Consider the following 22,336-nt stretch of genomic DNA (forward strand, 5'->3'; position numbering starts at 1 on the left):
ATGACGCGGGCCCCGGTCTCGGCATACAGCCAGGCCAGTTCCCCGCGCACCTGCAGCGCCAGTTCCCGTGTCGGCGCGATGACCAGCGCCAGCGGCAGGCCGGCGGCGGCGAGGCGACCGCCATCGGCCAGCACCTGCGGCGCAAAGGCCAAACCAAACGCGACCGTCTTGCCGGAGCCGGTCTGCGCGGACACCAGCAGGTCCCGCTCGGCCGCGCCCGCCTCCAGCACGGCTGACTGAACGAGGGTCGGTTCGGCATAGCCATGGGCGGCAAGGGCGCGGGACAGCGGATCGGGCAGGGACGGGAAGGGCATTGACACCACTCGGCAGGGCGCGGGGCAGACGCCCCAGGGAAGTTGCGGCGCTGGCCTAATGAAGACAGTCCGCCTGGGCAAGCCCGCCGGGCATTCCGGCGCTGCCACCAGACGGCGATGCCTTCCGCGCCATCGAGGAACAACCCAAGATTGTCGAGGCTGACGGCGGATTCGCGGATCCGCAGGTTGGCTTGGCGGGATAGTGGCGACGGTTGCTCCATCATTTGCCGGCATATGCGCAGGCAGAATATACTTTTAGTTGCGTATAAAACGGATCAATCAACCGATCAAGGCGCCCAGATGTGGGCCACCCCGAAGAAAGGGGTTGCTAAAGCGGGCATTATCGGAATGAATCTTTATAGGTAACATACGGGTGGATTCAGTAGCGTGCCGTCCGGGCAACAACGACCCGGCCGGAAGCCACAGCCCCGTCTCTGCGAATGTTGCACATTCCATAAAGTTTTGCGATCCACATGAAGATCCTGCTGTTTGGCAAGATCGGCGGCATCACCCGCTGGCCCGAGGACATTGCGGATGATTCAGGCTCGCCGGCCATACGGTCATCATTGCACCGACGCGAAACCCATGGCTCGCTAGGCCGCTGGAGCGCGCACTGTGGTCCCCGGCGACTGGTGCGCCGCTGGCCGCCTATACGCGCCAGCGCATCCGTCGATTTGCCCCGGGCCTGATTCTCGCGGTCGGCGTCCTTGACCAGTTCCCCAAGGCGATTTTCGACCATGTGGCCAAAATGCCATCCCGCCCCCCGCTGATCGCATGGATCGGTGACGTGTTCACCAGACAGGCCGCGGCAGTCGCCAACCCCTTTGACGTCATCGCCTACACCGACACCGGCATGCTGGACCTGCACCGGGCCTATGGGTTCCGGGCAAGGACCGCGTTCGTCCCGATTGCGGCGACGCGGGCCGTACGCTCATCCCAGGAACGGGCTTTCCGTATTCCGGACCTCGCCTTCGTTGCCGCCCCAAGGCCCAATCGCCGGGAGCTGCTGGCGCGGGTACCCCATCCTGTCGCCATCTTCGGGCCCGGCTGGCAGGACGCACCGGAGCTCGCTCACCACAGGCGTGACGCCCGCCGTATCGGTGCCCACGAGTTGGCCGACATCTACGCCAGCCATATGGCGGCGCTGAACATCCGGCACGGCCTGGTCGTCATCAATGGCCTGAACCAGCGCCATTTCGCACCTTACATACAAGGCACGCCCGTCGTCAGCGACACCCAGCCCGACCTTCCCCTGTGCTTCGACCCCGGCACGGAAATGCTGGTGTACCGGGACGGCGACGAACTGCGCGAGCTCTACGCCCAACTGCGCCATGAGCCGGCGCGCGCCAGGATAATCGGCCTGGCCGGACAGCGCCGGGTCCTGGCCCATCATACCTACGCCCACCGGCTGAGGACGATCGCGGAGCTTGTCGGCGAAAAGATCGCGGTCGCCGCCTGAGATCCGGCTGCACCGGCATCGGGCAAGCGCCCTCCGCGACGCCCGGCGGGCTTCGTGCCAGCCGTCCTGCTATGGCCCGACGAACGCCCCGCCGTTCACGTCCAGCACCGCTCCCGACAGATAGCTTGCCGCCGACGTGCATAGGAACGCGATCGGCCAGGCCAGTTCCTCCGCCCGGCCAATGCGTCCCATCGGCAGGGTCGGTCCCAGGGTGAAGCCCCGGGTCATCGGCGTCTCCACCGGCCCCGGCGCCACCGCGTTCACCAGCACGCCGCGCCCCACCGCATTGCGTGACAGCCATTTGACCAGGGCATGCACCGCGCCCTTGGACGCCGCGTAGTCCGGCGGCGTGCTCAGCGACGTCCCGCCGGTCTTGCCGGCGACCGAGCCCACCAAGGCGACGTGACCGCCGCCATGCGCCGCCATATGGTCGATCGCCACCGCGGCGAGTTGCAGCGGCACCCGCACGTTGATGTCCATCAGCCGGTGGAACCGCTCCTGGAAGCCAGGATCCTCCCGCCATGGGCGCCCCTCGAGCACGCCGGCGCAGTGCGCCACGGCATGTACCCGCTCGGCTACGAAGAACGAGGCGATGAACGTATCGTCAGTGAGGTCCCCGCGCACGGCCGTGCATGACCCGCCGGCGGCTTCGACCTCGGCCCGGGTCTCGTCCAGGGCCGCCCGGTCCGTGACCACCACGGTCGCGCCAAGCTGGGCCAGCGCCACCGCCGTGGCCCGGCCGATGCCACTGGCGGCGCCGGTCACCACGACGCGCCTGTCTTGCATTGACAACGCCCCAGGCAACGGGATTGTGGACATTTGCGTTCCTCCGTTTGTTGCGTTTGGCAAGGATGATCCCGCATGCATGAATTTGTGTCCACCGAGACGAATCGGCCGGATACCATCGTGGTTGTGATTGACCTGACGCGGCACGCTCCATAGCTTCCGGCCCATGTCCGACACCCTCCGCAACGACGTGCCCGGCACGCCGAAGGCCTGGCCATTCGAGGAAGCGAAAAAGGTCGCCCAGCGCCTTGCCGCCTTCGGCAAGACGCACGCCCTGTTCGAAACCGGCTACGGTCCGTCCGGCCTGCCGCATATCGGCACGTTCGGCGAGGTCGCCCGCACGTCGTGGGTGCGCCGCGCCTTCACCGAGATCACCGGCCTGCCGTCGAAGCTGCTCGCGTTCAGCGACGACATGGACGGGCTGCGCAAGGTGCCGGACAACGTGCCCAACCGCGACCTGCTGGCGCAGCACCTGGGCAAGCCGCTGACCCGCATCCCCGATCCGTTCGGCACGCACGACAGCTTCGGCGCGCACAACAACGCGCGGCTGCGGGCGTTCCTGGACTCCTTCGGCTTCGAGTACGAGTTCGCCTCCTCCACCGAGTACTACACGACCGGCCGCTTCGATGCGGCACTGGTGCGTGTGCTGGAATGCTACGAGGCGGTGATGGCCGCCACCCTGCCGACCTTGCGGGCCGAGCGGCAGGCGACCTATTCGCCCATCTTGCCGATCCATCCGCAGACCGGGATCGTCATGCAGGTGCCGATGGACGCGATCGACGCCGCCGCCGGCACCGTCACCTGGACCGACCCGGCCACCGGCGAGACCTTCACCACATCGGTGAAGGGCGGCGGCTGCAAGCTGCAGTGGAAGGCCGATTGGGCCATGCGCTGGTATGCGCTGTCGGTCGATTACGAGATGTCCGGCAAGGACCTGATCGACTCGGTCAAGCTCTCCGGCAAGATCTGTCGCATCCTCGGCGGCAAGCCGCCGGAGGGCATGACATACGAGCTTTTCCTCGACCAGGATGGCCAGAAGATCAGCAAGTCCAAGGGCAACGGGCTGTCGGTGGACGAGTGGCTGACCTACGCGCCGCCAGTGTCGCTGGCGCAGTTCATGTACAACCAGCCGCAGCGCGCCAAGCGGCTGTTCTTCGACGTGATCCCCCGCGCGGTGGACGAGTATGTCGCCAACCTGGAGAAAGCGCGGACCCAGCCGCCGGAGGAACAGCGGGGCAACCCTACGTGGCACATCCATGCCGGCTCGCTGCCCGGCCACGCCGGCAGCCCGGTTTCCTTCGCCATGCTGCTGAACCTCGCCAGCGTGGTGAACGCCGACGCGCCCGAGATCCTGTGGGGCTTCATCCGCCGCTATGTCCCGGGCGCCAGCCCGGAGACGCAGCCGCTGCTGGCCCAGCTGGTCGATCACGCCATCGCTTATTACCGTGACTTCGTGCGCCCGGAGAAGCGCTACCGCGAGCCGGACGCGACCGAGCGGGCGGCGCTGGAAGACCTTGCGGACTCGCTCGCCGCGCTGCCCGCCGACGCCTCGGCCGAGACGATCCAGAACGCCGTCTTCGCCGTGGGCAAGCGGCATCCGTTCCCCGAGCTGCGCAGCTTCTTCGGTTGCCTCTACCAGGTGCTGCTCGGCCAGCAGGAAGGCCCTCGGTTTGGCGGCTTCGTCGCGCTGTACGGCATTCCCGAGACGATCGCGCTGATCCGGACCGCCCTGGCCCGCCGCGCGGACGCAGCCTGACAATGGCACCAGGCAAGCGAGAGGTCCTGAAGAACTGGCTGCGCCACCTGCCCGCGCTGGTCGGCCTGGTGCTGCTGGTCGGGGCGATCTACGTGGTGCAGCGGGAATTCCGCCACCTCAGCCTGAAGGATATCGGCGAGGCGCTGCGGGCGATCCCGGCCGGGGCGCTGGTGTTTTCCTTCGTCTGGACCATCGTGTCCTACTTCATCCTGACGTTCTACGACCGCCTCGGCACGATTTATGCCGGGCACAAGGTCGCCTACGGCCGGGTGGCGTTTGCCTCTTTCTGCGCCTATGCGCTGTCGCATAACCTTGGGTTCGCGGCGGTCTCCGGCGCCGCCGTCCGCTACCGATTGTATGCCCACTGGGGCCTGACGCCGCTGCAGATCGGCAAGACGGTGGCGTTCTGCAGCCTGACCTTCACCCTTGGCGGCCTGGTGCTCGGCGGCGCGATCCTGTTCCTGGAGCCGCGGGCGATCCCGTTCTTCGGCCAGCACCTGCCGGTCATGGCCCTGTACGGCGTGGGCGCGCTGCTGTGGGCGGTCGTCCTGGCCTATGTCACCCTGGCCCGCGCGCTCGGTCATATCCGGCTGTTCGGGCACATCATCAACCTGCCCGGCTGGCGCATGGCGATCGTCCAGGTCTTGCTGGCGACCGTCGATGTCGCGACGACGGCGACCATTTTCTTCGCCCTGCTGCCGAGCGCGCCGGGCCTGACCTGGCTGATCTTTCTGGGCGTCTACGTTGCGTCGTACACCGCCGGCCTGGCGGCCAACCTGCCGGGCGGCATCGGCGTGTTCGATACCGCGATGCTGTTCGGCCTGTCCCCGTATATGGGCGCGCCGGCGATCATCGGCGCGATCCTGGTGTTCCGACTCTATTATTACGTCATCCCGCTCTTCCTTGCCGGTTCCCTGTTCGCCGGCAACGAGATCCTGCTGCGCGGCGGGGGACTGCTGCGGCACGTCGGCAAGCTGGCGCCGTTCCAGGCCATCGGCCGCTGGAGCGAGCCGGACTTCGCTGTGACCGCCGCGACCGGCGCCGTCGGCGTGTGCGGTGCGCTGATGCTCTGCCTGGGCGTGCTGGCACCGCAGACGGACTTTTCCTGGCTCGACCCTGACTATGCCGCGCTCGCCAACCAGGCCGGCCAGTTCGTACCGTCGCTGATCGGCGCCGGCCTGGTGCTGATGGCCATCGGCCTGTCGCACCGGGTGAACCTGGCCTGGGTCCTGACCATCCTGCTGTTGATTGCCGGCGCGGCCTTTGCCGCGACGCAGACGAACCGGTTGTGGGTGGTCGGCATCCTGGTGCTGACCACGCTGCTGCTGGCGCCGTTCCGGGCCTGCTTCTACCGGCACGCGCACATGCTGACCGGGCCGCTGCAGCCAGGCAGCGCCCTGTCGCTGATCGTCCTGGTGGTCTGCCTGCTGGCGCTCGCCATCGCCCGGTCGCAGACGCATGGCCTGCAGAACAATGCGTTCTGGATGGTCATCATCTCGCGCCAGGAACCCGCCTCCGTCCGCTTCGCCGTGGCGATCGCGGTACTGCTCGGGCTGACCGCGCTCTGGCTGCTGGTCCGCCCGGGCCGTGTGCGCTACCTGCCGTGGGACAGCAATGCCCGCGAGTTGCTGCGCCGCCTGGGCGCACGGCCCGATCTGGCGGCGACGATCGGCGCCGACGGCCTGATCATGGGCGAAACCGAGCAGGCCGGCATTCCGTTCCGCCGTTGCGGGCGCGTCCTGCTCGGACTGGGCGACCCGGCGGGAGACGACAGCGATCGCGTCTCCGCCGTCTGGCGCCTGTGTGACCTGGCGCGGCAGGAGGGGTTGGATCCAGCGGTCTGGCGTGCCGGGCCGGAGCTGCTGAAGATCTATGGCGACCTCGGCCTCGCAGCCCTGCCACTGGGAGAGGACGGCCTGCCGCTGCCGGAATCCGCCGGCGACACGCCCTGCGTCGGCCAGTATCTCGTCTGCGTCGCCGAGCGGGACCTGAACCTGCTGCTGCCGGTCCTGCCCAAGCTGGCCCGTGCCCAGCATTCGATTGAGCGCGCCTCCGCCTGACGGACGACGTAACCCACGCCATCGGGCAATGCCGGAGCAGGCTTGCCGGCTCGACTCCCGCTTGTTCGGTTCCAGGAAACACATCCCGCGCGGGGCGGACGGGTTGCCGACCGGAAACAATGCCGTTTTGGTCGCCGGATGGCATGAATACACGCTCGCGCGGATATTTTCGCTGCCACACGCTGCCTGTGACGCATTGAATACAACGGTATGCCGTGAACGTTACGGCAGAAAAGCACGCGAAAGCGGCCGTTTGGTCAAAATTTCACCGATTGGGTATGGGCGAAGGCGCGATCAACCCGTATAGTGGGATGGCCTGTAGTGACGATAACGAATGGTATCCGGTCCTGGAAGGGTTCGTGATGCTTTTCCTGACTCGGTTACCCAAACGGGAGCAAACCGGCGCCGCTGCCCGCAAGGGCCTCGAACGCCATCAACAACGCGTATGGTAATAGGGACGATTTTCTCTTGAACATGACCAACCGTGGCCGCGGACGCCCCAGCCGGCGGCGCGGCTTCGACGACGACTTTGCTTATGACCGTGCTCCGCCGGGCGATATGCCCCGGAGTCCACCGTCATGGCCTTCCTCGGCGGGTTTCGGCCCGGAGCACGATGCGACTGTGAAGTGGTTCAATCCCGAGAAGGGATTTGGCTTCGTGGCGCTGTCGGATGGGTCCGGGGATGCGTTCCTGCACGCGAATACGCTGAACCAGTCCGGTCACAATGCCGTCAGCCCGGGGGCGACCCTCCGGGTGCGCATCGGCCAGGGCCAGAAGGGGCGGCAGGTTTCCCAGGTGCTGTCGGTTGACGAAAGCACCGCAACCCCGTCGGCGGGCGGCGGTGGCGGCGCCCGCAGCAGCATGGGTGGCGGCGCGCCGCGCGGTGCGGGCGGCGGTTTTGGCGGCGGTGCGCCCCGGCGCGGGCCGCCGACGGGTCCCTCGGTGGAGATGCAGGGTACCGTCAAATGGTACAACGCGACCAAGGGGTTTGGCTTCGTCGCGCCGGCTGAAGGTGGCAAGGATGTCTTCGTGCATGCCTCGGCCCTGCAGCGCGCCGGCGTAATGCAGCTGGCAGAAGGCCAAACCATCTGGATGGATGTCGTCCAGGGGGCCAAGGGCCCGGAGGCGACTGCGATTCGCACCGACTGATCGTCACGATCCAGGCTTTGCAAGGCCCGGGCGGGGAATGTCTCCGCCCGGGCTTTTTTGTGCCGCTCTTTGCCGGCCCGACGTCCCGGCGCATGCTCAGGCGCCAACATGCCTGACGGGAGGACGCTCATGCCGCCGATTGTCGCTGTCATCGCACCTGGCATGATGGGAAGCGCGGTGGCGAAACGGCTCAGCACCGCTGGCCTCGAGATCCGCACGCTCTTGGCCGGCCGATCGGCTGAAAGCCGGGAGCGGGCGGCGGCAGCGGGCATGCGGGATGTGGCGCCCGGGCAGGTCGCGGACGCTGACTTCATTCTGTCGATCGTGCCGCCCGGACAGGCGCTGGGTCTTGCCGAACGCCTTGCCCCGGCGTTGCGTGCCGCATCCCGCAAGCCGATTTACGTGGACTGCAATGCGGTGAGCCCGGAGACGGTGCTGCGGGTTGCGCATGTGGTGCGCGAAACGGGGGCGGGATTCGTTGATGGCGGCATCATCGGCCCGCCGCCGGAACCGGATTCCAGCCGGACGCGGATCTACCTGTCCGGCCCGGATGCCGGGAAGGTCGCCCTGTTGGAGCGGTATGGCCTGTCGATGCCGATACAGCCGGGCCCGGTTGGCGCGGCGTCGGCGATGAAGATGTCCTATGCCGGGATCACCAAAGGGTTCACCGCCCTTGGCGCGACCATGATGCTGGCGGCGATGCGCGCCGGCACGGCGGACGCGCTGGTCGCCGAGATGAGCGTCAGCCAGCCGCAACTGCTGAAATGGCTGACGACGCAGATGCCCAGGATGCACGGCAAAGCCTATCGCTGGGTCGCCGAAATGCAGGAAATCGCCGCCTTTGTCGGCGCCGATCGGCCGGGGGCGGGATTGTATGAGGCGGCGGCGAACTTGTACGAGGTGATCGCGGCGGATGTTGCGGGGCCGCGGGAGGAGACAAAGCTGTTGGATGCCTTCTGTGACAAGGCCAGGACGGCGTAGTGTCCGATGACCGCTCCTGCGGCGAATTCGGCAGCAATGATGGGCGAAGCTGATACTACTACAGCCCACCGGAAGTCCACCCCGTTGGATGGGGCAGAAGGCCCGCCGCCCTTGGCAAGGAATGGAAACCGGGGGTTGAAGCAAGCAGTGGCGGTGGCAGCACCCTCCGGAACCGTCCGTGCCTGCTCATTCTTCCTTGATTTTCAACACGGAGTTAGCCAGCCGGCGCGCCGGCACCGCAATGGCCGAAAATGGGCGAGATCGGTGCCACCTCGTCATGGCCCGGCTTGTCCGGGCCATCTGTCGCGGCATAAGTGCTTGAATAGGTGGCCCGGACAAGCCGGGCCATGACGCTCGCGAACAAGCGTCCCGAAGCGTATTTTCATGGTAGAAAGCGGAGGACCACAAAGCGCCACGGAGACCGGACCTTGCTGGCGACCCATAACGGGGAGGCGATGACCCTGCGGAACCGTATTTCCGCAGCAGATCCTTTGTACCTGCGGTACGGCCTGCGTTGCATCGCCGGCTGACTCGTTCACACCCTTCGTGGTCCTCAGTGGTCCTTCGCGTTCTCCGTGTTGAAAAGCGGTCGCCAATCCAGGCTCTGCCGCTGCCTTGGCCCCGGGAGACGACACTGCCGCTCGTCGCAAGAGTTCAGCAGGGAATGGGGGCGGGATCTCCGGCGGCCGGTACTACGTCGTCACCGGCCACCGGCGGCGCTGATAGGCCCCATCCCAGAACAGCCATTCGTACTGCGTCGAACGGATGAACGCCGTCATCATCCGCTCCCGCAGGGACTCCGAGGCGCCCGCCGCCGCCCGGTCGGTGGCGGCGATCACCGCCTGCACGACCTTGGCGAACGCCTCGTCGGCATAAGTGTCGATCCAGGCGCGATAGGGGTTGTCCGGCCGGGCCTCGCGCGCAATTGCCACGCCGACATCCCAGTAGATCCAGAAACACGGCAGCAGCGCCGCCATCAGCACTTCCCACGGCTCGTGGTACGCGGTCGCCAGCAGGAAGCTGGTGTAGCTCAGGCAGTCCGGCGCTGGCTCCGGCGGTTCGGCGGTCAGGTCGAAGCGGGAGAAGTACTCGCTGTGCAGCGCCTGCTCGACCGCGATCCCTTCCAGCGCGGCGTCGGCGAACAGGCGCAGCGTCGCGCCGTCTGGTCCCCGCACGCCTGCCATGGCGAGGATGCGGGCGTACTGCTCCAGGTACAGCGCATCCTGGGTGACATAGAACTGGAAGCGTGCCTGATCCAGCGTCCCGGCCGCCAGTTCCCGGTTGAACGGCAAGGCGTGGATCGATGCCCGCAGCGCGCCCGTGCGCTGCCAGCCGTCGTCACAGAAGCTGCTCATGCCAGGCTCTTCGACGCCATTTCGAACGTGTTCCGCGACAGGTTCGGCAGATCGAGGATGCGCTGCAGTTCCTGCTTCATCAGCGCCTGCCGGGCCGCGTCGTAGCGCCGCCACTGGCCCAGCGGCGACACCATCCGCGCCGCCACCTGCCCATTGGTCGGGTCAAGCTGGATGATCGTGTCGGCATACAGCCGATAGCCGGCACCCGACGGGTCATGGAAGCGGACCTGGTTGCCGGCGAAGCTGCTGATCAGGGCGCGGATCCGGTTCGGGTTGCGCAGGTCGAAATCGGCGTGGGCCTTCAGGGCCTGCACCGCCTGCACCGTATCCGGCAGCGGCGACAGCGCCTGGATGGCGAACCACTTGTCCAGCACCAGCGGATCGTGCCGCCACGCCTGGTAGAACGCCGCCAGGGCATCCAGCCGCTCGGGACAATCCACCCCCGACAGGATTCCCAGCGCCGCCAGCACGTCGGTCATGTTCTGTCCGGCGTCGAACTGCGCCTTGGCCAGCCTCACCGCAGCCGCGTCGCCGCTGGCGACCAGATAGCTCAGGCAGCCATTGCGTAGCGACCGCCGTCCGATGGAGGCGCCGTCGATCCGGTACGGCCCGGTGTCGCTCAGGCGATCATAGGTTGCCCGCAGCCTGTCGTACAGCGCTTGGCCGATGGCGGTGCGGGCCCTGTCGCGCGCCGTGTGGATCGCATCGACATCGACGACCGTCATCTTGTCGGCCAGTGTCGATTCGCCGGGCAGCGCCAGCGCCTCGGCGGCAAAAGCCGGCTCCTGGTCGAGCAGTGATCCCACCGCTTCGAACAAGGCCGGATCAACCCCCGGTTGTCGGCCTTGCTGGAACGTCGCAACCATGTCGAGCAGCACGCTTGCCGCGACCTGCTGGCCGGAATCCCACCGTACGAATGGGTCGGTGTCGTGCGCCGCCAGGAAGCGAAGCCGCTCCGGCGACAGCCCCGACAGTTTCACAGGTGCGGAAAAATCGCGCAGCAGCGACGGAACAGGCGGGCTGGCGACGTCGACGAACTCGAACCGGTTGGTTGCCTGGGTTGCCAGCAGCACGCGGGTACCGGGCTTCGCCGCGGCCTCACCTTCCAGCCGCGTCGCCAGTTCCTGGCCGTTGCCGTCCAGCAGCCCCATCGCCACCGGAATCACCAGCGGCAGCTTTTCCGGCTGCCCGGGCGTCGGCTTGGTCTCCTGGCTGATGGTCAGGGTATAGCGCTTGGCGGCGGCATCGTAGGAATCCTCGACCGAGACGTCCGGCGTGCCCGCCTGGTGGTACCAGCGCTTGAACGCGGTCAGGTCGACGCCGGAGGCGTCCTGCATCGCTTGGACGAAATCATCGATCGTGACCGCCTGGTTGTCATGACGCGCGAAATACAGGTCCATGCCGCGGCGGAAGGCCTGGCGGCCGATGATGGTCGCCATCATGCGGATCACCTCGGCGCCCTTGTTGTAAACCGTCGCGGTGTAGAAGTTGTCGATCGCCATGTAGGCGCTCGGCTGCACCGGGTGCGCCAGCGGCCCGGCATCCTCGCGGAATTGCGCCGCCCGCAGGCCACGCACATCGCCGATGCGCTTCACCGCGCGGCTGCTTTGATCGGCCGAGAACTCCTGGTCGCGATAAACCGTCAGCCCTTCCTTCAGCGAAAGCTGGAACCAGTCGCGGCAGGTGACGCGGTTGCCGGTCCAGTTGTGGAAGTACTCGTGGGCGATCACCGTCTCGATGCCCTGGTAATCGACGTCGGTCGCGGTTTCCGGACGGGCGAGGACGTACTTGGTGTTGAAGACGTTCAGCCCCTTGTTCTCCATCGCGCCCATATTGAAGTCGGACACGGCGGCGATGTTGAACACGTCCAGGTCGTATTCCAGGCCGAAGACCTGCTCATCCCAGGCCATTGAGGTCTTCAGGGCCTGCATCGCGTGCGCGCAGCGATCCTCGTCGCCGCGGCGGACATAAATCGCGAGATCGACATGCCGACCGGAACGGGTAGTGAAGCTGTCCTTGACCGACACCAGGTCGCCGGCCACCAGCGCAAACAGGTAACACGGCTTTGGGTGCGGATCCGTCCAGGTGATGCCGTGGCGCCCGTCGCCGAGATCCTTCACCGGGCCGGGATTGCCGTTCGACAGCATCACCGGGCACGCGGCCTTGTCGGCAATGATCGTCGTCGTATAGCGCGACATCACGTCGGGACGGTCGGGGAAGTAGGTGATGCGGCGGAAGCCCTGCGCCTCGCACTGCGTGTAGTAGTTGCCGCCCGACACGTACAGGCCGCTGAATTCCGTATTGGCAATCGGCGTGAGCGAGGTGGTGATTTCCAGCACCGCCGTCGCCGGCACGTCGGTGATGGTCAGGCCGTCCCGGGTTTCGACCGGCGTGACCGGCGCGCCGTTGCAGGTGACGTCGACGAGTGTCAGCGCCTCGCCGTCGAGGTGCAGCGGCGCGTCATCGGGGGCCGCCGGATTGCGGCGAACCGACAGCTTCGACACCACCATGGTCGCCGTTTCCCCAAGCTCGAAGGTCAGGTCCACCGTATCTACCAAATAGGCGGGTGGCGCGTAGTCGGCGAGACGAACTTCCACCGGGGCGGCGTCGGTGCGGATGGAATCGGCTGGCATGATGTCTCCCGCGTCAGGTCGAACGGCATATATAGGCAGAGTTACCGGTTCCGCGCCGCCTCCGCGAGAATCTCCCGCGCCAGCGGCAGCATGGCGTAATCCACCATCGCCCCCTGGTAGCTGACGGCGCCGAGCCCGGCCTTTTCCGCGGCCTCGAAGGCGGCGATCAGGCCCGTGTAATAGGCGACCTCCTCCGCCGTCGGCCGATAAACGGCGTTGGCGATGGCGACGTGGGTCGGGTGCATCACCGCGACGCCGGTGTAGCCGATGTCGCGCGCCCGGCGAATCAGCCGCTCCACCGCCGGCAGGTCGTCCTGCGGCGTGCCGAAGATGCCGGCAATCGGATACATCGCCCCGCCCGCCCGGCTGTCGAGCACCAGCTTGGAGGCTAGATACAGTTGCTCCTCGCCACCCGCCGTCGCGCGAAAGCCGAAGGCGCGGGCGAAGTCGCCGGACACCGGACCGCTGATCGCGCCGTGGATGCCGCGCACCCGGGTGCTGGCTTTCGCCAGGTTGCAGGCGTCGTACATCCCCTGCGCGGTTTCTGGCAACGGCAGGATGCCGACGGTGCCGAGCGGCAGGCCGGCACGGCCCTCGGCATAGCTCAGCAGGTCGTGGGCACGGCGGATTTCATCCGGTGTGGCGACCTTGGGCATGACGATCGCCGTCAGGCCCTCGGTGACCGCGGCGGCGATTTCGGCCTCGGTGCCGCCGTACAGCGGCTGGATCCGCACGAAGGCGCCGACGCCGGCCTCGCGCAGTTCCTGGATCTCGCTTTTCAGGTTGTCCATCGCCTGCGGCTTGAACTGCGGCGGCACCGAATCCTCGATATCGAGCACCGCCGCGCCGGGCGACACGCGGATCGCCTTCGCCACCCAGTCGCGGCGGTGGGCAGGTACGAACAGGGCGGATCGGATCGGCCACATGCTGACGCTCTCCTTTGGATGCTTTCCGGCGGAGATGAGTGTGGAAGCAGACGCGGCCGCGTGCAATCCGCGCTGCGGCCGATAAATTGGTACTGCCTGTACCAGATTAACGGTATCCTGCCGCGACAGCCTGGAGACCACGTCATGACCGTTACCCACAATGATGATGCCATTTCACCGCAGGAAGCGGCCGCGCTGGTCGATCTGATCCTGGACCGCTACCACGCCGTACAGCGGGCCGAAGTACCGGCGCTGATACGCCTCGCCCGGCAGGTGCAGGCGCAGCATCCCGATGCGCCGCGCGAGCTTGTCCCGCTGCTCGAACGCATGCGCGTCAACCTGGACGCGCACATGCAGAAGGAAGAGGACGGCCTGTTCCCCGCCATGCGGCTCGCCGAACCGGTGTCGGCCGTTGCCGTCGAGATCATGCGCGACGAGCACGACGATCACGCAAAGCATCTGCGCGACCTGCAGCGCCTGACCAACGACCACACGCCGCCGACTCATGCCAGCCTGGAATGGCGCCAGTTGTGTGCCGGCACCCGCAAGCTGGCCGACGACCTCGTGGAGCACATCCGCCTGGAGAACGAGGTGCTGTTTCCCCGATTTGGCGCCTGACCCGATTTGGTGCAGCCAGGGATTCGGAATAACGTGGATAACGTGGAGGACGGGAGCCTCCACGGGAGGTTTCGTCCAATGCGTTACCCGACCCACCTGTTGCCCACGACGGTCGTTGGTAGTTATCCCCAGCCCGATTGGCTGGTCGATCACGACGCGTTGCTCAGCCATGGCGTACCACGTGCCCAGGCGCACGACATGTGGCGCGTAGCGCCTCCGCTGCTCGAGCAGGCGCAGAATGACGCGACAATCCTGGCGATTCACGACATGGAGCGCGCCGGAATCGATATCCTGACGGACGGAGAGATCCGCCGGGAGAGCTATTCGAACCACTTCGCACTGGCGCTGGAAGGAGTCGATTCCGACACGACCGGCAAGTTGCACACAGCCAGCGGCCGGGTCATCAGGGTACCACGCGTGGTAGGTCAGATTCGGCACAAGGTTTACGTCGAGACGCACGGAGCCAAATTCCTCCAGGCCAACACCGATCGCGCCGTCAAAGTGACGCTTCCCGGCCCGTTCACCCTGTCGCGGCAGGTACAGGACGACTTCTATAAGGACGAGGAAGCGCTCGCGATGGCGTACGCCGCCGCGGTCAATTGCGAACTCCGGGCGCTGAAGGCGCTCGGCGTCGACGTCGTGCAACTCGACGAGCCCTGGGTGCGAACCGCGCCGGACAAGGCCATCCGCTATGGCGTCAAGGCGATCAACCGCGCGCTGGACGGCATCGACGGACCCACCATCGTGCACGTGTGCTTCGGCTACGCGGCGGTGGTGGCGGAAAAGCCGAGCGGCTACAGCTTCCTGGGCGAACTCGGCGGCACCACGGCGCGGCAGATCTCGATCGAGGCGGCGCAACCCCGGCTCGATCTCGGCGTGCTGCGCGACCTGGCGGGCAAGACGATCATGCTGGGCGTGCTGGACCTGGGCGACCCGGCGGTGGAGACCGCCGAAACCGTTGCCGCCCGCATCCGCGCCGGGTTGCGCTTCGTCGCGCCGGAGCGACTGGTGCCAGCCCCGGATTGCGGCATGAAGTACCTGCCCCGGCAGACGGCGTTCGGCAAACTGAAGGCGCTGGCCGACGGCGCGGCGCTGGTTCGCCGGGAGCTGGCAGCATGAGCATCCATTTCACCGTCAACGGCCAGGCGGCTGCCGTCGACGTGGATCCGGCCACGCCGCTGCTCGACGTGCTGCGCAACCAGCTCGACCTGAAAGGCTCGCGCTACGGCTGCGGCCTGGAGCAATGCGGCACCTGCATGGTGCTGATCGATGGCGAGGCCGCCTATTCCTGCGCCCGGGAGATCGGCTCGCTGGCCGGCCACAGCGTCACCACGATCGAGGGCCTGGGCACCCCGAGCGAGCCGCATCCGTTGCAGCGTGCGTTCCTGGAGGAACAGGCGGGACAGTGCGGCTACTGCCTGTCCGGCATCATCGTCAGCGCCAAGGCACTGCTCGACCGCAATCCGTCGCCGACGCGTGCGGAGATCGTCGATGCGCTGGACAAGCACCTCTGCCGCTGCGGCACCCACACCCGCATCATCAAGGCCGTGCAAAAGGCCGCGGCGATGGGGGCACCGGCATGAGCGACACCCTGCCGCTGAGCATCCTGAACAACCGCCGCATGGACAGATGGCTGGCGTTCCGCCCGGACCGCACCGTCCGCCTCGCCGTCGGCAAGGTGGAAATCGGCCAGGGGGTGCTGATCGCCCTGTCGCAGATCGCCGCCGAGGAACTGGATGTGGCGATCGACCGCATCGACATCCTGTCGGGCGACACGGCCGCGGCGCCGGATGAAGGCTCGACCAGTTCCAGCCAGTCGATCGAGATGTCGGGCCGCTCGGTGCGGCTGGTCAGCGCGGAACTGCGGGCGCGGATCCTCGGGCGGCTGGCGCAGCGGCTGAACTGCGCGCCGGAGGACCTGTCGGTCGAGGATGGCGTCTTCCTGCAAGGCGGCGCGCCGACGGGCCACGACTACTGGAATTTCGCCGGCGCCGAGGATTTCGCCGCCGAGATCACCGGCACGGCGCCGCCGAAACCGCCCGGAGCGTATACGGTCGTCGGCCAGCCGGTGCCGCGCCGCGACCTGGCCGCCAAGGTCACCGGCGCCGCGTTCATCCACGACATGGTCCGGCCGGACCTGCTGCATGCCCGCATCCTGCGCCAACCCTCGCGTGGCGCGAAGCTGGAGTCGCTCAACGAGGCAGCGATCCGGCGCGTGGCCGGCCGCGACATCCGCATCGTGCGCGTCGGCGATTTCATCGCGTTCGTTGGGTCCGACGAAACCGCGGTACAGCGCGCCGCCGACGCTGCGCCGGCGCACGCGGTCTGGAGCGGCGTGCGCGTGTTGACCGCTGCGCAGCAGGAAGCGGCGTGGTTCCGCGATCGGCCGTCGGACGACCGCTTCATCGGCGATCCGGGACCCCCGCTGGAAACCGGAACCATCGTCAGTGCGACATATTCCCGTCCATATGTTGCCCATGCCGCGCTGGCGCCGTCCTGCGCTCTGGCGGAATACCGCAACGACCATCTGTCGGTATGGTCGCATACCCAGGGGGTCTATCCGCTGCGCAACAGCCTCGCCGCCATCCTGGGCCTGGAGCGGGAGCAGGTCACCGTGCGTCACGCCCAGGGCGCCGGCTGCTACGGGCACAACGGCGCCGACGATGCCGCCCTGGACGCCGCGATCATCGCCATGCAGATCCCCGGGTCTTGCATCCGCGTGCAATGGCGGCGCGAGGAGGAATTTGGCTTCGAGCCAGTCGGCACGGCGCACATGACCCGGCTCCGCGCCGCGCTTGACGAGTCCGGGCGGCCGCTGGATTGGACGGCGGAGGTCTGGGCGGGGTCGCATGTGCAGCGTCCGGTGTTCGGCGGCACGATGCTGGCGCATGAGGCACTGCCGCCGCCGCCGCCGCCGCCCAGGGCGAATGATCCGACCGAGGCGAATGGCGGCGGCGGTACCCGCAATGCCGTCCCGCTGTATGATTTCGCCGCCAAACGGGTGATTCATCATCTGGCGCTGGAAACGCCGGTGCGCACCTCGTCGCTGCGCGGCCTCGGCGCACTGCCGAATGTGTTTGCCCTGGAATGCTTCATGGATGAACTGGCGGAGCGGGCCGGAGTCGATCCGGTCGCCTATCGTTTGTCGCTGCTGTCCGATCCGCGCGCCCGGCGGCTGATCGAGACGGTGTCAGACCGTTGCGCCTGGGCTTCACGGGAAGCTGTTGGCAGCGGACGCGGGCTTGGGCTGGCGTGGAGCCGTTACAAGAACAAGGCAGCCTACGCCTGTGTCGCGGTCGAACTTGAGGTGGACAGGGACATCATGCTGCGCCGGATCTGGTGTGCCGCCGACGCCGGATTGGTTATCAACCCGGACGGCGCCCGCAACCAGCTGGAAGGCGGGATCATCCACGCCGCCAGCATGACGCTGAAGGAGCAGGTGACGCTGGATGGCGAGGGGATTGCCTCGCTGGACTGGGACCACTACCCGATCCTGCGTTTCTCTGAAGTGCCGGAGATCGATACGGTGATCATCCCCAATCCGGACCAGCCGACGCTCGGCATGGGAGAATGCACCTTCGGCCCTACCGCCGCGGCCATCGGCAATGCGCTGTATCATGCGCTGGGTGTGCGGATTCGCGACATGCCGTTGACACGGGAACGGATCGCCGCGGCGCTGGTATGACGGGTGGTTTCATCCTTCGCTGATCATTCAGGCGCATCCTTATTTGGAAGGAGCGACGCTGGCGACAGGGTGAAGGGATGTGCGGACAGCTTTGCTGAATCGTTGCTGCCAACTTTGGGAGCACGCTTTGGGCCCGAGCCGAAATAACCGATCCACGCCGGACTCAGAAGGGCCGTTTCCAACGGCATCGACAGCTTACGTTTCGGCCCCGGCAACCTCGCCCACCGCGTGAACAAGCTCGATCCATGTTTCAGCATGCATGTGGCCGGCGCATTTTCCGGCCTGCTCCGATAATCCTCTGACATATTCCAGCGCGCTCTTGTTCCAATATCGTTTAACAAACGGACCATAAAAACTGCTGATTGTCACACAACTTTCTGTTATCACATTCCTGCGGAATGACATCCGGCCTGACAAAAACCGGCAAAATGCCGTTCAGCTCTGAAAGAGGATGTGACGCTGAAATGTTGTCCTTGAAGCTGGCGTTTGATACCGCTTCCGATCCGGTGTGCCGGCAGTCGAATCCTTCAAGGCGCCATTTCCCATCGCCTCCCGACGTCAATGAGGTGCTCGTACTCGGCGGCCGCCTCGACGTGGCGGGCCTCGCCTGGCACGACGATCCCGCCCGGCGCTGCAGCGCGGTCCTTCTGGCCGGCGCCGTCAGCGCCGCCGAATTCGCCGCGGCGACCGAGCTTATGCCCGACCCGGCCGTGCCGATCGCCGACTTCGCGGACAATGTTGGGTTGCGGACCGATTTCAGGGCGGCCGGGCTCGATCCCCAGACCCTGTCCGCCGCGCAGTTGCGCTTCGCGCCCATTCTCGAGCGGCTGAACGAGATACCGTTTCATGCCGCGCGGGAAGAGCGCAGCGAGATGCTCATCCTGCGCCTCGCCTGGTCCCGGGCCACGCCGATCGAGGCTCGTTTCGCGCCCGACAGCCCGGCGGTCATCAAGTACCCTCTGCTGGGTCCCGCAGCGTCGAAACGGTCGGAACTGGAGGGGCTGGCGTTCCTGGACCTGCTGCGACGGCGCCACTTCATGCGCGTGCACGCCTGCGACCGCTGCGGATCGCACCGCTTGATGGCGTTCGAGGCCTGCCACGACTGCGGTTCCTCGGACCTGGCCGACGAGGCGATCGTCCATCACTACCGTTGCGGCTGCCAGGCGCCGGAATCCCGTTTCGTCCAGGATACCGGACTCGTTTGTCCCAAGTGCCAGCGCGCCCTGAAGCATTTCGGCATGGATTACGGCAAGCCCGGCTCGATCTCGCATTGCCGCGGCTGCGGCGCCAGCAGTTCCGAGCCTCAGCCGCGCTTCGCCTGCATGGACTGCACAGCCACGGTCGACGGCCAGGAGGCGACGGCAACGGACTGGTTTCATTATGACCTGACCGATGCCGGCATCCTGGCGCTTCGTTCCGGGCACGCGCCAAGCCATGTCAGCCAGTTGCGGCCCGAGCAGGCGCCAGGCGCCTATTCACTGCGGGAGTTCCAGTTGCTGGCAAGCGTTTCGCTGCGCAACTTCCGGAAATACGCCCAGCCGTTTGCCGCCGCCCGCCTCGCCATCACCAACCATGCGACGCTTTGCAGCCAGCACGGCATGGCAATGGTCGATCGCGTCCTGCAGCAGGCAAGCCTGGTCATCGCCGACATTCTGTCAGAGGACCAGTTCACCACGGTTGCCAACAACAGCATCCTGATCGGCCTGCCGGAAATGACCGCGGCCGAGGCCGCGCCGGCTCTGGCGAGGGTCCGGGCGGCGGTGACTACCGAGCTTGACCTGCCGCTTGAAATCGACGTTACGATCCACGGGGGCAACGACGCAGACGCCCTGCTTGCGGCGTTCTGACCGGCCATGCAGGCATGGTGGTACTTCTGCTCGCTCGATACCTTCAGCCTGGTGTCGATGCTCTGGTTCATGGTGGTGCTGGAGTTGCCCCGCTATTCCGTCGCGTCCATCGCAATCGGCTTCGAAGCGTTGTGGCGCCGGCCGCCGGTGCCGCTTTTCGTGCAGCCGGCGATCAGCATCCTGCTGGTCGGCCACAACGAGGCGCGTGTCCTGCGCCGCTGCGTGATGGGCCTGGCCGAGCAGACCGTGATGCAACGGCGGTCCCAGGTGCAGATCGTCGTGGTGGACGACGGGTCCACCGATGGCATGATCCGCATTGCCCGCAGCCTGCAGCAGGAAAGCCTGGTTGACACCGTGCTGCATGTGCAGGTCCGCGGCGGCAAGAGCGCCGGGGTCAACCTGGGCCTCACCGCCTGTCGCGGCGACATCATCGTCATCATCGACATCGACACCACGCTGGACCGCGACGCGATCGAGCGTCTGCTGCCCTACTTCGCTGATCCCCATGTCGGCGCCGCTGGCGGGGACATGGGCGTCGCGAACCCGGACGCCAGCCTCGTTGCCCGCCTGCAGGACATCGAATACCTGATTACCATCTCCCTCGGCCGGCGGATCGGCGACATGCTCGGCACGCTGTCGATCGTCTCCGGCGCTTTCGGCGCCTTCCGCCGCAGCGCCATTCTCGGCGTCGGCGGACTGGACTGCGAGGTCGGCGAGGATGCCGACCTGACGATGAAACTGCGCCGCGCGGGCTGGCGCATCCGATTTGCCCCTGAAGCGCACTCCATGACGAACGTGCCGGAAACCGTTCCGGCCCTGATCGCCCAGCGGCTGCGCTGGGATCGGGGCATCGTGACGATCTGGTTCCGCAAGTTCCGCAGCGTGTTCGATCCCCGCTCCGCCACGTTCCGGCTGCTCGACGTCATGGCGCTGCTCGATGTCTTGTTGTTTCAGATGATCCTGACGCTGGTCTTTCCGGCCTATGTCGTCTGGCTGTGGTATTGGTTCGACACGTTCGGCCTGACCATCCTGGGCGCGACGCTGTTCTGCTACGCCGCCATGGACCTGCTGGCGCTGATCGTTGCATCCGCGTTGGTCGGCGACCTGCGCCGCGGGATGGGGCTGCTGATCTACCTGCCCGGCTTCGCCGTCCTGCAGATGTGCGTGATGCGCCAGGTGCGGCTGATCGCCGTCCTGCAGGAACTGCTGCTGCGCACTTCGTACCGTGATCCTTATGTTCCCGCACGCGTCATGCGGCAGGTGGAGCAGATCTGATGGCCATTCGCCGCCTGCGTCCCCGTACGCTGTCCGAGTTGCCGCCGAATGAAGTCCGGCCGCGCCGCCAGGCGGTGATTCGTTACGTCTATTTTTCCACGATCCTTCTGCTGGCATTGTGGGTGGGCAACACCTTCCTCGGCGGCTTCTTCTATCTGCGCAGCGAGGGACAGGTGCTGGGCGAACCGACGGTCGTGGCGGTGGAATATCCCGCGACCGTCCGGCACGTCTTTCTCGACGTCGGCCAGCGGGTTGCGGCCGGCCAGGTCGTGGCCGTCGTATCGTCACAGCAGGTGACCGAGAGCCTTGCCCGGCTGTCTTCGGAACAGGCCGACCGGGCGTTGCGGCTGGGTGAGATGCGCATCCGTCACGAAACCGCAAACGCGCTGCTTGGCCTCGCCCAGACCCGGGAGACGGTTGCTGCCGATACCCGCCGCAGGCTGGAAAGCCTGTTGCCAGGCGGATTTCTGCCGCTCGACCAGCGCCAGGCGGCGATCGAGAACGAATACCGCAGCCGCCAGGACCTCGTGCAACTGGTGGCGCAGCAGCGCGCCATGGCATCGGAGGTTGCCGGCCTGGAACAGGCCGCCGGTGCCGCCGATCATGCCGCGGCGAGGCTGGAGCAGCTGTATGACGGTGGCGCGATACGATCCCCGATCGACGGGATTGTCGGCCGCCGCCTGGTGGACGACGGCATGGTGGTCAATCCCGGGCAGCCGATGCTGGCGCTGTACAAGGATGCCCGCTTCATCCAGGCCTTCCTGCCAACCGGCGTTTTGTTCTCGATTGCCGTCGGAGACCGGGTCGTTGCCAGTACGGGCCTGCAAAGCTTCACCGGCAGGATCAGCCGCATCGAGCCGGTGGCGGAGGCGCTGCCTGGCGAATTCCGGCATGCGTTCGCTCCGGTGGATCGCCAGCAACTGATGCGGATTGCCTTCGACCCCGGCCAGACGCCGCCGCCGCTGTTCACCAAGGTGCAGATCCGGTCTGCGTTTTCCTGGCCACGGTGGTTGCACTTTGGCGGATCGCATGGCTGACCGGACCGCGGCACGCGTCACATGAGCCGCAGCGCATCGCTCCTCAGGCTCATGACCGCGAGCCCGAGCGAGGCGACGGCCATGATGACGCCGGTTGCGGCAATCATCGGACGGCGGCGTGGCCGTTGCAATGCCGTTGCGCGCCCATCGCAGGAGCCCGTCCACGCCGGCAGGCCCGCCAGCACGCGCAGCCGTCCGCAATCGGGCCCGGCCTCGGCCATACGCGCATAGGTGCAGGCGGTCACCCGTGTCCCGTTGGTGAAACGCACAACCAGGTGCACACGCCGGGCGGCATCGGTCTTGAGATCGACGCCAAGCACCGTGTTGAGATCTATGGAAATATCGGATGATGGCCAGTCCTTGCTGACCAGGGCAACACAACGCGGAGCGACGTGCACAATCATGCCCGTCCTCCATCCGACAGAATCAAGCCGTAGACAATCATAGCAAACCTG

General features: G+C 66.7%; 20 protein-coding genes (1 of these 20 cut by a window edge). 13 read left to right on the top strand and 7 right to left on the bottom strand.

The features are described 5' to 3' along the window. On the bottom strand, positions 1–314 hold the 5' end (the start) of the coding sequence (locus CCS01_RS16550; protein ID WP_104519886.1) for a DEAD/DEAH box helicase. It extends 1,369 nt beyond the left edge of the window; 314 of the gene's 1,683 nt are visible here — the first part of the coding sequence; it begins with the start codon at positions 312–314; its stop codon lies beyond the left edge, outside the window. A gap of 473 nt (positions 315–787) precedes the next feature. Here CCS01_RS16550 and CCS01_RS32905 point away from each other — a divergent pair, with 473 nt between their 5' ends. Next, complete coding sequence (locus tag CCS01_RS32905; protein WP_146101807.1) at positions 788–1,003, top strand: hypothetical protein; 216 nt, start codon at positions 788–790, stop codon at positions 1,001–1,003. Between the two features lie 98 nt (positions 1,004–1,101). Continuing rightward, entirely contained in the window at positions 1,102–1,773 is a 672-nt protein-coding gene (locus CCS01_RS16555) for a glycosyltransferase family protein (protein ID WP_204848316.1), read from the top strand. A 69-nt stretch (positions 1,774–1,842) separates the two neighbouring features. Here the strand turns inward: CCS01_RS16555 and CCS01_RS16560 are convergent, their stop codons facing one another. Continuing rightward, entirely contained in the window at positions 1,843–2,559 is a 717-nt protein-coding gene (locus tag CCS01_RS16560) for an SDR family NAD(P)-dependent oxidoreductase (RefSeq protein ID WP_158258443.1), read from the bottom strand. 166 nt (positions 2,560–2,725) lie between these two features. On the opposite strand from CCS01_RS16560, the gene CCS01_RS16565 reads away from it, so the two are divergent. From CCS01_RS16565 to CCS01_RS16580, 4 genes are all read left to right on the top strand, one after another. Then, positions 2,726–4,315: a lysine--tRNA ligase gene (locus CCS01_RS16565; protein ID WP_104519888.1), complete on the top strand. Its 1,590-nt coding sequence runs from the start codon at positions 2,726–2,728 to the stop codon at positions 4,313–4,315. 2 nt (positions 4,316–4,317) lie between these two features. After that, positions 4,318–6,375: a phosphatidylglycerol lysyltransferase domain-containing protein gene (locus tag CCS01_RS16570; RefSeq protein ID WP_104519889.1), complete on the top strand. Its 2,058-nt coding sequence runs from the start codon at positions 4,318–4,320 to the stop codon at positions 6,373–6,375. Between the two features lie 558 nt (positions 6,376–6,933). Further along, entirely contained in the window at positions 6,934–7,524 is a 591-nt protein-coding gene (locus tag CCS01_RS35730; RefSeq protein ID WP_204848318.1) for a cold shock domain-containing protein, read from the top strand. A 129-nt stretch (positions 7,525–7,653) separates the two neighbouring features. Further along, positions 7,654–8,505 carry an NAD(P)-dependent oxidoreductase gene (locus tag CCS01_RS16580; protein WP_104519891.1) on the top strand — a complete coding sequence of 284 codons (852 nt, stop codon included), beginning with the start codon at positions 7,654–7,656 and terminating at the stop codon, positions 8,503–8,505. 692 nt (positions 8,506–9,197) lie between these two features. Here the strand turns inward: CCS01_RS16580 and tenA are convergent. From tenA to CCS01_RS16595, 3 genes are read right to left on the bottom strand one after another with little or no spacing between them, the layout of a single operon-like run. Then, the gene (tenA, locus tag CCS01_RS16585) at positions 9,198–9,860 is read right to left on the bottom strand and encodes a thiaminase II (RefSeq protein WP_193540141.1); all 663 of its coding nucleotides are present in this window, start codon (positions 9,858–9,860) and stop codon (positions 9,198–9,200) included. Then, entirely contained in the window at positions 9,857–12,493 is a 2,637-nt protein-coding gene (gene pepN / locus CCS01_RS16590) for an aminopeptidase N (RefSeq protein ID WP_104519892.1), read from the bottom strand. The genes tenA and pepN overlap by 4 nt, the downstream gene beginning before the upstream one ends. Before the next feature lie 41 nt (positions 12,494–12,534). Next, on the bottom strand, positions 12,535–13,419 hold the full coding sequence (locus tag CCS01_RS16595; protein ID WP_104519893.1) for an HpcH/HpaI aldolase/citrate lyase family protein: 885 nt from the start codon (positions 13,417–13,419) through the stop codon (positions 12,535–12,537). Positions 13,420–13,563: 144 nt separating this feature from the next. Here CCS01_RS16595 and CCS01_RS16600 point away from each other — a divergent pair, with 144 nt between their 5' ends. Genes CCS01_RS16600 through CCS01_RS16615 form a run of 4 tightly spaced genes read left to right on the top strand, consistent with a single transcriptional unit; the run spans position 13,564 to position 17,722 of the window. Beyond that, complete coding sequence (locus CCS01_RS16600; protein WP_158258444.1) at positions 13,564–14,037, top strand: hemerythrin domain-containing protein; 474 nt, start codon at positions 13,564–13,566, stop codon at positions 14,035–14,037. Between the two features lie 33 nt (positions 14,038–14,070). Then, positions 14,071–15,156, top strand: coding sequence for a 5-methyltetrahydropteroyltriglutamate--homocysteine methyltransferase (locus CCS01_RS16605; protein ID WP_239992198.1), 1,086 nt, complete (start codon positions 14,071–14,073; stop codon positions 15,154–15,156). Next, positions 15,153–15,620, top strand: a complete 468-nt coding sequence (locus CCS01_RS16610) for a (2Fe-2S)-binding protein (protein WP_104519896.1) — start codon at positions 15,153–15,155, stop codon at positions 15,618–15,620. The genes CCS01_RS16605 and CCS01_RS16610 overlap by 4 nt, the downstream gene beginning before the upstream one ends. Then, positions 15,617–17,722: a xanthine dehydrogenase family protein molybdopterin-binding subunit gene (locus tag CCS01_RS16615; protein WP_104519897.1), complete on the top strand. Its 2,106-nt coding sequence runs from the start codon at positions 15,617–15,619 to the stop codon at positions 17,720–17,722. The genes CCS01_RS16610 and CCS01_RS16615 overlap by 4 nt, the downstream gene beginning before the upstream one ends. 195 nt (positions 17,723–17,917) lie before the next feature. Here the strand turns inward: CCS01_RS16615 and CCS01_RS33790 are convergent, their stop codons facing one another. Further along, complete coding sequence (locus tag CCS01_RS33790; protein ID WP_158258445.1) at positions 17,918–18,091, bottom strand: hypothetical protein; 174 nt, start codon at positions 18,089–18,091, stop codon at positions 17,918–17,920. Positions 18,092–18,186: 95 nt separating this feature from the next. Here CCS01_RS33790 and CCS01_RS16620 point away from each other — a divergent pair, with 95 nt between their 5' ends. Genes CCS01_RS16620 through CCS01_RS16630 form a run of 3 tightly spaced genes read left to right on the top strand, consistent with a single transcriptional unit; the run spans position 18,187 to position 21,881 of the window. Next, positions 18,187–19,569: a TackOD1 domain-containing metal-binding protein gene (locus tag CCS01_RS16620; protein ID WP_104519898.1), complete on the top strand. Its 1,383-nt coding sequence runs from the start codon at positions 18,187–18,189 to the stop codon at positions 19,567–19,569. A gap of 6 nt (positions 19,570–19,575) precedes the next feature. After that, on the top strand, positions 19,576–20,844 hold the full coding sequence (locus CCS01_RS16625) for a glycosyltransferase (RefSeq protein ID WP_104519899.1): 1,269 nt from the start codon (positions 19,576–19,578) through the stop codon (positions 20,842–20,844). Beyond that, entirely contained in the window at positions 20,844–21,881 is a 1,038-nt protein-coding gene (locus CCS01_RS16630; RefSeq protein ID WP_104519900.1) for an HlyD family efflux transporter periplasmic adaptor subunit, read from the top strand. Before CCS01_RS16625 ends, CCS01_RS16630 begins: the two co-directional genes overlap by 1 nt. Positions 21,882–21,898: 17 nt before the next feature. On the opposite strand, the gene CCS01_RS16635 is transcribed toward CCS01_RS16630, so the two are convergent. Then, the gene (locus CCS01_RS16635) at positions 21,899–22,285 is read right to left on the bottom strand and encodes a hypothetical protein (RefSeq protein WP_104519901.1); all 387 of its coding nucleotides are present in this window, start codon (positions 22,283–22,285) and stop codon (positions 21,899–21,901) included. Positions 22,286–22,336 lie beyond the last annotated feature (51 nt).

This window comes from Rhodopila globiformis (assembly GCF_002937115.1).
GTDB lineage: Bacteria > Pseudomonadota > Alphaproteobacteria > Acetobacterales > Acetobacteraceae > Rhodopila > Rhodopila globiformis.